Here is a 13,334-nt window from a genome sequence, read left to right on the forward strand (position 1 = left end):
ATTTTAGATTTCAATACTTTTGTAAAATAGTCACGATTCTAGTATCGTCTATGAATGCATCAACATGGCAAAAAAAGATCCCTACGCAGCCTTGCGTATCAAAGAATTCAATATATTTCTGTTAGTTCGCTTTGCATTGATTTTTGGTTGGTCTATGCAATTTATTGTTATAGAATGGCAGGTTTATGCGTTGACAAAAGATCCATTGAGTTTAGGGTTGATTGGTCTTTTTGAGTTTGCTCCTGCATTCGTTATGGCTTTGTTTGCAGGACATATAGTTGATCAGCGTGAAAAGAGAAATCTTTTGGCTTTATGTATTGCTGCATTTTCATTAATAAGTTTTGGATTGTTTTGGCTAACGTCTCCATCTGTGATGGAATCATGGTCTAAAAATAGCATTCTCTATTCTATTTATGCTTTGGTATTTTTTGGTGGTTTATTGAGAGCATTTTTCGGGCCAACCATTTTTTCCTTAGTAGCACTTATTGTTCCGAAAAAAATATATCCAAATGCGGCAACTTGGAATAGTTCTACATGGCAAATGGCACGAGTTTTAGGCGTTGGATTTGCAGGATTTTCAATCAGCTGGATTGGCGTTCATTGGTCTCTATGCATTATTTTTGGATTGATATTGTTTTCATTTATAACCATATTTCAAATACCAAGGAAACCAATACTGAACCCGAAAATAGGTGAGGGTGTTATTTCAAGTTTAAAAGAAGGATTATCATTCGTTTTTAATACGAAAGCAATTTTAGGTGCTATTACTTTAGATATGGTTTCCGTTTTATTTGGAGGCGCAATTGCTTTAGCAGCAGTTTTCGCAGAAGATATTTTAAAAATTGGCCCACAGGGTTTTGGGGTTTTAGTAGCAGCTCCTTCAGTTGGTTCCTTTTTAACCATGTTGGTGACTGCATATATTCCAATAAGTAAAAATGCCGGAATGAAACTTCTAGTTGCTATTTTTGGTTTCGGACTTTGTATTATTGTGTTTGGTCTTTCTTCCATATTTTGGGTTTCAGTCGTTGCGCTCTTCTTTAGTGGTGTTACTGATGGTATATCCATGGTCATTAGACAAACCATTCTTCAAATTAAAACTCCAGATCATATGCGTGGTCGTGTATCTTCAGTGAATTCTATGTTTGTGGGTTCTTCTAACGAATTAGGTGCGCTTGAAAGCGGTTTAACAGCCAAATATATGGGAACAGTAACAGCTGTTGTTTTTGGTGGAACTATGACTTTAATTACGGTACTTACTACAGGAATTGTTTCGCCAACATTTAGAAAGCTAGATTTAACAGCCGATTTGGAGGAACATGAAAATGCGGAGTAAATGTTTATACTTTAAAATTTCTTCAACTCTAATGTTTCACCATCAAAAACACCATAGGTATAATATTGAATCCAATCGCCTAGATTCACATATTTCGAATTTTCGTTGAGGTCTATTTCTAACGGTAAATGTCTGTGGCCAAAAATAAAATAGTCGCTGTGTTTAGTTTCTAATTTTCGTTTGCAATATTGAACCAACCATTCATTGTCTTCGCCTAAAAACTTGGCGTCATCATCACCTGAAATCAGCTTATTTTTCACACTTAAATATTGGGCAATTCTCACACCAATATCAGGATGCAACCATTTAAAAAGCCACTGAAAAACAGGGTTTTTAAAAACTTTTTTCATGCGTTTGTATCCTGTGTCACCAGGGCCTAATCCATCACCATGACCAATTAAAAACGTTTTATTGTTAAAGGTATATTCTTGTGGTTTATGATAGACAGAAATCCCCAACTCTTCTTCAAAATAGCCATCCATCCATAAATCGTGATTACCCACAAAAAAGTAAATAGGAATCCCAGAATCCGTTATCTCGGCAAGCTTGCCTAGCGTTCGCGTAAAACCTTTTGGCACCACGGTTTTATATTCGAACCAAAAATCGAATAAATCACCCATCAAGAAAATAGCAGCAGCATCGCCCTTAATTTCGTCTAACCACGCAACAAATTTTTGTTCACGAGGGCGTGAGGCTTCTGCTGTTGGTGCACCCAAATGATTATCGGATGCGAAATATATTTTTTTTCCTTTTGGGATGTTCATGTAGTAAATATAATCTATTCCTGCGGAGGCAGGAATCTAATAGTTATTCAGTTTATAAACTTAAATACACAACATAATGTTCAGTGTCTTTTAGTTATGAGATCCTTTTTTTTAAAGTGGTTTGTTATCACTAGCATACCATTCTGCAAAACTGGTATCTGTTTCCTGAAGTTTTAAAGAATGTAATGCAATATGACTAGGTAATAAGGACTTTATTTTGTCGGCAAAATCAATCACCATCATTTCACTTGTTGGCTGATAATCCACCAAAAGTACATTATGACCACGAACCTGAAGCTCTTTTGCCAGTTCTACATGTGGTGTGTTTTTATTAAAAACAGTGGCATGATCAAACACATCAACAATTTCTGTTTTCACAATTTTTTTTAAATCACCAAAATCAATCACCATTCCAAACTTGACATTACCCGAATCTGAAATTGGTTTTCCAATAACGGTTACCGATAATTTATAACTATGGCCATGTACATTTTTACATTTCCCGTCATAGCCATAAAGGGCATGTCCTGTCTCGAATGAGAACTGTTTTGTAATTCGAATATTTCCCATACTATTAATTTTCCATGCAAAGATAATCGTTTTGTAAAAGGAAACGGTTTTTAGAGTACATTTGCCCACTTTTTATTTTGCATCTACTTATGAATCAATTATTTGAAGAAATTGCTTTTGTTGAAAATTTACAATATGAGCGTATTATTGATGATATTTTAACACAGAAATACAGTTTGGTTGAAAATTTTTTCACCGATCTGGAGGTTTTGGAATTAAGAAAATCGTTATTAGATAAACATGAAGCTGATGTTTTTAAAAAGGCCGCTATTGGGAATAGGGTGAATGAAGTGATAGAAAAATCCATTCGTGGTGATGTGATTTTATGGATTGACGAAAACCGAGCAGATCCATTAGAAGCCGCTTTCTTCAGTAAAATAAATAACCTCATTGAATACTTAAACAAAACGTGTTTTTTAGGTATTTTACATAAAGAGTTTCACTACGCATTGTATCCGGAAGGTACATATTACAGACGGCATTTGGATACGTTTCAGAACGACGACCGACGAAAATTATCCTTTGTATGTTATTTAAATGAAGATGGATGGCTCCCTGAAAACGGTGGGGAATTGGTATTGTATTTAAATGAAAATGGCAAAGAAACAGAAAAGGTAATCTACCCGTTTCCAGGGCGTGTGGTTATTTTTGAAAGTCAAATATTAGAACACGAAGTCAAGCCCGTAAAAACCGAACGATTAAGTATTACCGGCTGGCTTAAAACGCGCTAATTATCGGCGTTTATTGCGGTTGTAAACATAAATGATTATCAATACAATTGCCAAAACTAAAAAAAGCATATTTCCGCCCATACTAATCTATATTTGAGTTGTTTTTATTATATCTGTAAATAGCGTAAGCAATTATTACAAGTACCAAAAAGGGTACAAATGAGCCTATAAATACACCTATTTCATAATCGCTATTTGGTGCGTTTTTTACTTTCTCTTCAATATTTACTTCTTGCAAAATCGAAATAAGTGCCATCATTTTACTAACAATTAGATGTCAAAGTTACTGTTTTTCCGAAAGCGGTAAAAATTCTTGTCTAAATTTTATAATTAGTGGCAATCCTCTGGCAATAATCCAAAATGTAAAAGCAATAAAAATGCCATAAAGCTTGTAATCTAAACTATCCAACAAAAATAATAGCGGAACAAAAACGAGAAAGGTTGCCATTAATAATACGTTGCGTAGAACTTTCATTTTTCCAAGCCCTTTAAACATGCCATCAAAAATAAATGCAATAGCACATAGTGGTTGCATGGCTAAAACAATCCAGAACACATTGTAAAACTCAATTAAAACTGATTCTTCCTTCGTGAAAACATGACCAATAAAATTATAGAAAATGGAACCTAAAACAGCCATAATAACACCTAAAATAACGCCATATTTTATCAGTTTATTACTTAAGGTAATTAATTTGCCATATTCTTTTCCTCCTAATAATTTTCCTGATAAAATATTTCCAGCACTGGCATAACCATCAATTATAAAAGCACCTAAAAACCATAAATTTATAGCAATGGTGTATGCGGCAATGTATTCTTTACCATAACTGGTAGAAAATGAACTAGCAAAGTAAAGGGTTACATTCAAAGCAAGAGTTCTAACAAACAAATTGAGAATCATAATAGCAAACCGATTAATTTCTTTGTTAAACGGAAAACTAAAACGCAATGGAATAGCTGTTTTTGTCAATAAATAATAAGCCGAAATAATAGCCATTAACATTTGAGCAATAACACTTGCATAAGCTGCGCCTTTAATATTCATGGCAGGAACATATCCTTCAATACCATAAACCAAAACGATGTCTAGAACAATATTCACACTGGCGCCAACAATGGCAATAATCATTGGGTAATAGGTGTTTTGAAGTCCTCTAAAGGTGCCAAAAATTGCAATTGTAAATAGGGTAAAAGGAAATCCAAAAACCCGAATTTGATAATACTCAACACTATAATTCAGAATTAAATCAGAGGCATTATAGAGTTTAAAAATGCTTTCGGCAAACGGATAGGTTCCTAGAATTATAAAAATACTTAATGATGTAATTATAAAAATAGCTTGAGCTGGCAGATTTTTTACCTTATCTAGATTATTAGATCCAACATATTGTGAAACAATGGACGAAATAGCACTTCGCGTTTGGCCTAAAACCCAAATTAGCATGGAAATAAAGGTGCCAACAATACCCACAGCTGCTAATGATTCTGTAGCGTTTTCGGAAATATTTCCTACAATAGCCGTGTCAGTAATAGACAAAATTGGTTCTGCCACACCAGCAATTAATGCAGGAATGGCTAATTTATTAATATGTTTTAAACTAATGTTGGTGCTCACAATACGAATTCGTAACAGTAAAAGGGATGTTCACTTTGTTTTGGAAAATAAATAGACCCTAATTTCTTATAACCGCGAAGTTCGTAAAACTTTTGGTTTCTAGCGTTCTTTGAAAACGTATCTAACCTGATAGAGGTAAATTCATTTTTGTTTGCAATATTTTCAGCAAAATCCATCAGTTTTCTAGCCCATCCTTTACCTTGGTAATCCGGGTGTATGGCCACCCTATGAATATATAAGTTATTGGAGTTTGGTGTTAGCCAGCCTATAGTTTCGTATTCAGCATCCATTTTAGTAGAAAGAACTAAACAGCCTATAATTTTTTTAGCTTCCTCTAGAACGTATAATTCATTTCTAGCCACATCATTTTTAAAGGCACTTCGGCTAGGGTATTGAGAATTCCATTGTTGTATGTTTTTAGAAATCATATCAATAGCACAGGCTTTGGTAATTTCTAAAATTGCATCAATATCTTGAGTGGTTCCTTTCCGAATCATAATAAAAGCGTATTTTTGCGTAAATTTTCACCTAAATTAGTTATAATTTTTTCAATATGAAGAATATTTTAGTACCAGTAGGATCGTCTAAAAATGCGGTTAGTCATTTGCAGTATGCTGTGGATTTTGCCAAAGCATTTGGTGCGAAAATTTATGTGGTTCAAGTTTATAATATTTATTCCAAAGCTGGAACCATGATAAAAGTGGATCATATTTTAGAGCGTGAAAGTTATGAATTTTTAAAGTCGCACGTGGCTCAAGTTGATACAAAGGGTGTTGAGGTTGTTGTAAAATCATTTAAAGGAAAATTGGTAGATACGCTTGAATTGGTTTGTCACTCTTTAGATATTGATTTAATTATGATAGAACCAAGGACTAACTCCTTGCGGGAAGAAGTATATCTAGGAAAAACGTCTGGAAAAATCATTAAACAGACTAATATTCCAGCATTAATAGTCCCTGAAGGCATCAGTTTTAAACCTATTGTTTATATTTTAGTCGCTTTAAAGTCGGCTATAATTAAAAAGGAATCAGCCTTAATACCGCTAATTGCCATTAAAGATCAGTTCCGATCTATTGTGAATTTATTGCTCGTACAAACACCATTTTATAATGAAGGTGATTTTGAAATAAATCCAGATTTGGCGAAATTAATAACGAATATTACTAAAACGGAAAATGGCACAACGTTTCAAGGCGTGCTAGAACATTATAAGGATAATGATCCAGATATGTTATGTGTGGTAAGACGTAAACGTGGATTTTTCTCTAAACTTTGGGAGAAAAATACCATCTTGAAAAAAGATTTTCAGAGCAATACACTACCTGTTTTAGTATTAAGTGGTGTGAAATAAATAATTCTTCAGAAGAAGGATTAAACCTAAATAAAAATAGTTTATTTTCGTTGCTCAATAGACAATATTACTAGCCATACGTTTATTTTGGGGGATTAGCTCAGCTGGCTAGAGCGCTACGCTGGCAGCGTAGAGGTCATCGGTTCGACTCCGATATTCTCCACTTAAAAAGCAATGTGAAAGCATTGCTTTTTTTATGCTTAAATTTTATAATAGTTTTTCGCAGTTTCAGTAAAATCGTGTATTTCAAAGGTTTTTTCGATGGTTTTATCGAATATCAGACGCTTTTTAAAACCTCATGAATTAGTACTGCGTAGATATGGCCCCAACCTAACTTATTATGAAATTTGTTTTATTAATTGCCCTTTTTTGCAGCTATTCTATAAACGCTCAAAGCCAAGAATTTAATCCAGAAACTAATGATGTTCCTTTATATCAATTTGCAAGTTTTACCAATGTTGGTGATATAGCTTATAGTATTGAAGACATTCAATTAAACGAAAATTTAATTTATAAACCGTTGCAATCAGAAAACCACAGTGTAGGTTTTACGTCTGATAATTTTTGGATTCAGTTTAAACTAACCAACTCGCAAGCAACTGAACATGTTTATTATTTAGAAACAGCCAGACCTATTACAGATGTTGCCAATTTATATCAAATAGCAGCTACTGGTACTGAACGTTTTAAAAGTGGCGACCAAATTCCATTTGGTGAGCGCCAGGTTAACTACAGATCAACCGTTTTTAAAATTAAACTACCTCCTAAATCTACTCAACAATTTTATTTGCATTTAAAAAGTGATGGTGAAACTATCAACTTACCATTAAATTTATATAATGAGTCTGAATTTTTACAAAACACCTACAACCAACAACTATTTCTAGGTTTGTTTTATGGTGTTTTATTGCTAGCAGGTATAATCTATTTGTTTTTCTACATTAGTTTAAAAGAGCGTTCATTTCTATATTACGGATTATATGTGTTTTCAATAGCTTTGCTTCAAGCGGCATTAGATGGATTATTATTTGAATTTGTTTGGCCAGAAAGCGGGTATTTTAATAGTCGTATGGTTTTAATTACGGCATTATTTTCTAATTTATTCTTGTTGAAGTATTGTGAACATTTTTTAAATATAAAAAGCCATTTTAAAAACGTGACTAAATACTATCAAGTTATTTACATCGTGATATCTATTCTATTTGCTTGCATTTTTATTAATGAATTTACATTAAAAATGACCTATCCTGTTAGTAATGTTAATGGTTTGATTAGTCTGCTATTAATCTTGTTTACGGTATTTGTTATGCGCTATAGACGGATTGCTTTAGATGCTTTTTTCTCAATAGGCATTTTGTTTTTAGTGATTGGCTTACTCGGTTTCGTTATGAACAACTTGAGTTTGTTGCCTAATAATTTTTACACTGAAAATAGTGCCAAATTTGGTGCAGGTCTTGAGGTGATATTCTTATCCTTATCCATGACGAACCTGATTAGAAAGTTACGTGAAGAAAAAGAAGTTTCACAAGCTTTAGCATTAAAAAAATCAGAAGAAATTAGTGAGGTGAAAACCTATTTCATGTCTAATATGAGTCATGAATTGCGAACGCCTCTCAATGCTATTTTAGGGGCCACTCAAGAACAATTGGAACAGCAAAACGGGGCAGTAGATAGTTCATGTTTAGAAATTATTAAAAACGCCTCTTATAGCTTACTCAGTAATATAAATGATATTTTAGATTTTGAAAAAATTGAGAAAAACGAATTAATTTTAAAGCATGATGTTTTTAAACCCTTAGAACTATTACAGCAGATTAGCGAAAACTGGAAACTTCAAGCCGAAAATAAAGGTCTACAATATACGTTTCAAATTAAAGGAACGGTACCAAAAAGTGTTCTTGGCGATAGCGATCGGTTTATACAAATTATCAATAATGTTCTTGGAAACGCGGTAAAGTTCACGGAGTCTGGTACAGTTTCTTTTGAAATGCAATGCGTTGATATCTCTAATACTACAAGTCGCTTTTCTTTTCATTTTTCCGATACAGGTGTAGGCATACCATTAAATTTACAAGAAGATGTTTTTGATAGTTTTAGTCAAATGCGAAATGATAACAAACGTCAGTTTGGTGGATTGGGATTAGGGTTAACCATTGTAAATCATTTAGTAAAACGTTTTGAAGGCGAAATTACTATTGATAGTCAAGAAGGTGTGGGAACGGACGTTTATATTGATATTCCTTTAGAAATTAATCGTGAACAACAGCAAAAACCACTAATTTCCATAAATAATGATTCAAATGCCGAGAAGCATATTTTAATTGTAGAAGATAATTTAATGAATCAAATGATTATGAAAAAGCTTTTACAAATGAATTCTAAATTTACATTTGAAGTAGCCGAAAATGGTTTAAGAGCTATAAATATGTTAAAAGAAACCTGTTTTGATGTTGTTTTAATGGATTTGCAAATGCCAATTATGGATGGGTATGAAGCCACTGAAATAATTAGAAGTGGACAACTTGGTTTAAAGAATCAAAATATTCCAATTATTGCAGTTACTGCTGATGCTATGCAGGAAACACAACAGAAAGTAATTGATATTGGTATGACTGATTATATGACCAAGCCAATAAATAAAGCGCTCCTATTTGAAAAATTATTTGATTGTACTCCTGTTTTGGCAAAACCAGCTTAAAAGTAAAGTTGCTGTTTTAAATCTGGAATGTCAATAACATCATTTAAATGGCAATTGTCAATTTCAAATAAATCGGCAAAGGTTGTAAATGTTGTATTATTGGTTCGGGTACGAATGGTTCCTTTAGGGAAAAACCGTCTTTTTTCTATGAAACTAACTTTATCTATCCATCCGCAAACGGTCAATTCTTGTTTGGTTTTATGATAACTACAAAAAATATAAATTTCTGTTTTAAAATAGTCTTGAAGTTTTAAAAAATTGTTGGTGTAATATTTCCTAACATCAGTCGTGCGCCCCATTGTTTTAACATCAATAGTTTTGTTGTTCACAATTAAATCTACGCCATCATCACATCCGCCTGATCCATCCATCATGCCTAAATTAAAAAAAGACATCACCACAGACTGCCCAATAATTCCAGTTAGTTGTTGTTTTTTGGTACCATTAGCCGTGAAACGCTTTCCGAAATCATGAGTTTTAACAATAGTTTCGCAATGCGTAATCAGACTATTTTCAACTTTTACGGTAAACATATCGGTGTTATTTCATCGATTATTTACTGTAAGATACTAAAAATGTGTTAAGTAGATTTTTGTGAGAATGAAAAATAAAGGTTGCAGCTTATTAAAATCAGATTTTTTTTGGCGGCATTATAAAAGAAATACTTGATGAAACAACAGTTTCAAGTGCTTTGGGCAAAACCATATTATTCCAAGGATGCTGTCCATTAAAAACGTGATTAGAATTTTCTATTCCAATTAATTGACTACTCATATTCCATTTATGCAATGCTTCTGCCTCATTAAATTTTACGGATGGATCATCAATACCGTGTATTATTAGCTGCGGAATTTTAATTCTTTTAGATGCTGCTTCAATATTGAGTTGTTTTTCATGAGTTTTAAAATCTTCATAAAATTGATAATTATGAGGCATTTGCTGTTGGGTTCTACTGTTTAAAACATACTTAACGCCTTCTTCTTTCCATGCTTTTAAATCTCCTATCGTTGCCGTTCTATTGGAAAAATTAGAAACACTTGCCCATGTAATGAGTTTTTTTATTCTAGCGTCTTTGGACGCTTTTAATATTGAAATTCCACCACCACGTGAATGCCCAATGAGCGTCACATTATTGGGATTAATTTCTTTTAATAATTCATTTTCTTCTGACATTAAAAAATTTAGAAAGTCGCCCAAATCATTCAGCTCTTTACTGTAATTATTTTCTGCAAAGGCCTCTAAATCCGGAAAATCAATTGGATTTTCAGCGGTACCTCCATTATGTGAAAAATTGAATTTAACAAAAAACAAATTAGCTTTTGAAAACTGTTCGGCTACCATATTCCATGGTCCCCAATCTTTAAAACCTTTATAGCCGTGACAGAATACAACTAATGGTTTTTGTTCCCCATTTTTATTAAAAAAAGCGTCCCAAACAATTGGTTTCTGGTGGTTTCTATTTAAAATTAAATTTTTGAGTATCACGAAATCTTTTTTTCAATAAAATCTACTTTTTGGTTGCAGATTTCTAAAATAAGCTGTTTTAGTTGGGCTTCATAGTCTGCTAATATTTCATTAGAAATAAGCGCTTCCTTATCGCGACTTCCCATTTGTTTTTTATGAAATTTTAAAAATCCAGCGCTTAAGTTCTTAAACGAAATTATTCCCGCTTCTACAGGTTCCGTAAAAGGTTTTTTAGCATGCATTAGGTACGCATACGTTAAAACCTGGAATGATTTACTGTACTTGTCGTAATCCGTTGTTAAATCGTCCCAATTGGTTATTTGTACTTTAGCAGGATCTACACGACCCGATTTATAATCTATAATTCGTGTTATACCATTTCGTTTGTCAACACGATCTACTTTACCCGTAATTCTAACAGGAAAATCAAGTTCAGGAATTTGTATTTCTGCTGTATTATTAAGTTCAATAGCGATAATTTCAAGAATGTTTCCGTCTTTTAAATCGGCTATTTCTAAATCTAAAAAATTAGATATGTAGCGCTTGGCAATTTCAAAGACAATTAAATTTTTCCCTTTCGTAATATCGCCTTCTTTATATAAATCTTTAAAATGTTTGGTAACGGTTGCATTTATTTTGAGTTTCATTTCTGCAACCTGTTCCCATGTTATTTGTTGGCCTTCAAAAGGTTTGTAGAAATCTTCCAATGTGTTATGGATAACCGTTCCAAGTGTATTGGCAGCAACGGTTTCTTCAACATCATCATGTTCTTTTATTTTCAACACTTTCTGAAAATAAAAATCGATAGGATTCCGAATATAACTGGTTAAAGCAGATGGTGAAAACCCCTTGGCGGCATAGGTTTTAATTTGATTTAGAATATCGTCATTTTTTGTAATAACAATTTCGTTCAAATTAGAATTCATGGAAATATCTGGAACAGCAATGGTGTGCTTAATTTTATGGATATTTTCTAGATCCAATTGGGTTATAAAACGACTTTTCTCACCACCCTTTAACGCGTCAATTTCGGTATTATAAATAATGAATACACGTTTAGCACGTTGTAATAATCGGTAAAAGTGATAGGTATAAACAGCATCCTTCTCTTTATAGGTTGGGAGTTTGTTTTCCAGTTTTACATCAAAAGGAATAAACGAATTATTACTTTTTCCCGATGGTAAAATGCCTTCATTTACGGATGATATAATAACGGTTTCAAAATCTAAAACACGGGATTCTAACATACCCATAATTTGTAAACCTTCTAATGGTTCGCCTTTAAAATCTAATGTTTCGGAACTTAAGAGCTCTTTGTACACGCTAAATAGACTAGTAATATCTTTTAGATGTTTATACTGATTATCCAAAAGGGTAAGCTCATTAAAAAGCGTATTGAATTTGAATAGATGTTCTAGTGCTAATATATTTTCCTTTTTATGCTGTTCTAAATGTGCTTTTATTTTTAGAATTAGTTGTTGACAGCTATTTAAGGCAGTTGATGTGTTATTCCTCCAGTTTCCAAAAAGCAGGTGAAACAAAGCTTCGTGTTGAGGTGCTAATGCCGTTAATCGCGCTAAAGAAATGTATATTAAATTATTAGATTCTATAATTTGAACCACCTTTTGCAAGTCGTTAGAAGTGCCAGATTGGAGTAGTGGACTTATAAATTGATGTGATAATAATTTAATAACGTCCTTAAAATAATAGTCATTTGTTTCCTTTTTGTGGATAAAGAATAGCTGTTCAAACAAGGTTGCTAATGGAATGGATTTTAAGGGCAATCCCATCGTGATATTCAGTGCATTTATGGATTCTGGGATAGAATTTAAAACAGGTAATAACAAGGATTCTTCGCCCAAAACAACCGCTGTATTATTAAGCGAATTATTTTCTTTATGGAGTTTATTCAGGATATTACCGATACATTTAGCTTGCCCAACATTTTTGGGTACACCAATAACCGAAATGCCTTTTGGTTCTGTGTAGTTGTCCGCTATCCAATTCATAGAATTGGTTTCGAAATAATTCCAATTTTTTTTATGTTGCCTGATAAATAAGCTGGCATCATGATTTTTATTTTCAAAAAATGCTTTATCAATATCCCAATAAATATCAGCATGACTATTTTCTAATAGTTCTTGAATTATGGTTTCTTCGGCTTTATTCAGCGCGTTGAAACCTAAAAAGACGTGATGTTTTTCAGGGTTGGCTTCAATATAATTCTGAATGCTTTCAACAGCTTCTCGATATATTAAACCTTGATACCCTTTCTTTTTATTTACGAGATTTTCGGTAAGTTGGTTGTAATAGATTTTAAGCTTTTTCCAGAATACGAGATAATTTTTTACAAAATCCGTTTGGTTGGTGTCAACTGACCAGTGATTTATCTCTTTAATAGCACTTAAATAGTCGAATATCTTTTCTTGCGGAATAAGATATCTGTCAATTTCATTAAAATCTTGAAGCAGTATTTGTGCCCATTTAGAAAAGACATCAAAGCTATCTGGATTTTTTTCGTTGTGAACCTGAAGATAGGTTTCATAAAACTCAAAAAGTAATTCGGTATTTGAAATAGCTCTAAGCTGTGAAAGTTCCTCTACAAACTCTTCAATACTTAATATGGTTGGAGAAAATATGGGTTTTTGTAATGACGTGGATAATTCATGTTTTAAAAACACACCAGCACGTTTGCTAGGCAGAATAAGTGTAATATTGGAAATATCAACTTGCTTTTTAGTTAAATCGGCAAGGACGTCATGTATAAAAGTTGTCATGTTATAAAAATAAAAAACGCTCCGAATA

At 32.8% G+C, this 13,334-nt stretch carries 12 protein-coding genes and 1 tRNA gene; 5 read left to right on the top strand and 8 right to left on the bottom strand.

Features of this window, described 5'->3' with window-relative positions; genetic code table 11:
- The first annotated feature begins 64 nt into the window (after nucleotides 1-64).
- Complete coding sequence (locus ES675_RS03430; protein WP_066247127.1) at nucleotides 65-1,333, top strand: MFS transporter; 1,269 nt, start codon at nucleotides 65-67, stop codon at nucleotides 1,331-1,333.
- 11 nt (nucleotides 1,334-1,344) lie between these two features.
- Here the strand turns inward: ES675_RS03430 and ES675_RS03435 are convergent, their stop codons facing one another.
- Both ES675_RS03435 and ES675_RS03440 read right to left on the bottom strand, forming a co-directional pair.
- On the bottom strand, nucleotides 1,345-2,097 hold the full coding sequence (locus tag ES675_RS03435) for a UDP-2,3-diacylglucosamine diphosphatase (protein WP_066247130.1): 753 nt from the start codon (nucleotides 2,095-2,097) through the stop codon (nucleotides 1,345-1,347).
- Nucleotides 2,098-2,208: 111 nt separating this feature from the next.
- Nucleotides 2,209-2,667, bottom strand: coding sequence for a 6-pyruvoyl trahydropterin synthase family protein (locus ES675_RS03440; protein WP_066247133.1), 459 nt, complete (start codon nucleotides 2,665-2,667; stop codon nucleotides 2,209-2,211).
- An 89-nt stretch (nucleotides 2,668-2,756) separates the two neighbouring features.
- Here ES675_RS03440 and ES675_RS03445 point away from each other — a divergent pair, with 89 nt between their 5' ends.
- Nucleotides 2,757-3,398: a 2OG-Fe(II) oxygenase gene (locus ES675_RS03445; protein WP_066247137.1), complete on the top strand. Its 642-nt coding sequence runs from the start codon at nucleotides 2,757-2,759 to the stop codon at nucleotides 3,396-3,398.
- An 82-nt stretch (nucleotides 3,399-3,480) separates the two neighbouring features.
- Here ES675_RS03445 and ES675_RS16375 read toward each other — a convergent pair whose 3' ends face one another.
- Genes ES675_RS16375 through ES675_RS03455 form a run of 3 tightly spaced genes read right to left on the bottom strand, consistent with a single transcriptional unit; the run spans nucleotide 3,481 to nucleotide 5,513 of the window.
- On the bottom strand, nucleotides 3,481-3,654 hold the full coding sequence (locus ES675_RS16375) for a hypothetical protein (protein WP_211362532.1): 174 nt from the start codon (nucleotides 3,652-3,654) through the stop codon (nucleotides 3,481-3,483).
- A gap of 27 nt (nucleotides 3,655-3,681) precedes the next feature.
- Entirely contained in the window at nucleotides 3,682-5,016 is a 1,335-nt protein-coding gene (locus ES675_RS03450) for an MATE family efflux transporter (RefSeq protein WP_066247140.1), read from the bottom strand.
- Nucleotides 5,013-5,513 carry a GNAT family N-acetyltransferase gene (locus ES675_RS03455; protein WP_066247142.1) on the bottom strand — a complete coding sequence of 167 codons (501 nt, stop codon included), beginning with the start codon at nucleotides 5,511-5,513 and terminating at the stop codon, nucleotides 5,013-5,015. Before ES675_RS03455 ends, ES675_RS03450 begins: the two co-directional genes overlap by 4 nt.
- Before the next feature lie 56 nt (nucleotides 5,514-5,569).
- Here ES675_RS03455 and ES675_RS03460 point away from each other — a divergent pair, with 56 nt between their 5' ends.
- The 3 genes from ES675_RS03460 to ES675_RS03470 all read left to right on the top strand — a co-directional run bounded on the left by ES675_RS03460 (nucleotide 5,570) and on the right by ES675_RS03470 (nucleotide 9,065).
- A complete protein-coding gene (locus ES675_RS03460; RefSeq protein ID WP_066247146.1) occupies nucleotides 5,570-6,367 on the top strand; it encodes a universal stress protein in 798 nt (265 codons plus the stop codon).
- Between the two features lie 89 nt (nucleotides 6,368-6,456).
- Nucleotides 6,457-6,530, top strand: a tRNA-Ala gene (locus tag ES675_RS03465).
- Nucleotides 6,531-6,707: 177 nt separating this feature from the next.
- The gene (locus ES675_RS03470) at nucleotides 6,708-9,065 is read left to right on the top strand and encodes a hybrid sensor histidine kinase/response regulator (protein WP_066247149.1); all 2,358 of its coding nucleotides are present in this window, start codon (nucleotides 6,708-6,710) and stop codon (nucleotides 9,063-9,065) included.
- Here ES675_RS03470 and ES675_RS03475 read toward each other — a convergent pair.
- The 3 genes from ES675_RS03475 to ES675_RS03485 form a co-directional block, all read right to left on the bottom strand.
- Complete coding sequence (locus tag ES675_RS03475) at nucleotides 9,062-9,598, bottom strand: hypothetical protein (RefSeq protein ID WP_066247151.1); 537 nt, start codon at nucleotides 9,596-9,598, stop codon at nucleotides 9,062-9,064. The genes ES675_RS03470 and ES675_RS03475 overlap by 4 nt on opposite strands.
- Nucleotides 9,599-9,695: 97 nt before the next feature.
- Nucleotides 9,696-10,550, bottom strand: coding sequence for an alpha/beta hydrolase family protein (locus tag ES675_RS03480; RefSeq protein WP_066247156.1), 855 nt, complete (start codon nucleotides 10,548-10,550; stop codon nucleotides 9,696-9,698).
- A complete protein-coding gene (locus ES675_RS03485; protein WP_066247159.1) occupies nucleotides 10,547-13,306 on the bottom strand; it encodes a PD-(D/E)XK nuclease family protein in 2,760 nt (919 codons plus the stop codon). Before ES675_RS03485 ends, ES675_RS03480 begins: the two co-directional genes overlap by 4 nt.
- Nucleotides 13,307-13,334 lie beyond the last annotated feature (28 nt).

The organism is Algorimicrobium algoritergicola, assembly GCF_008086165.1.
Lineage (GTDB): Bacteria > Bacteroidota > Bacteroidia > Flavobacteriales > Flavobacteriaceae > Algorimicrobium > Algorimicrobium algoritergicola.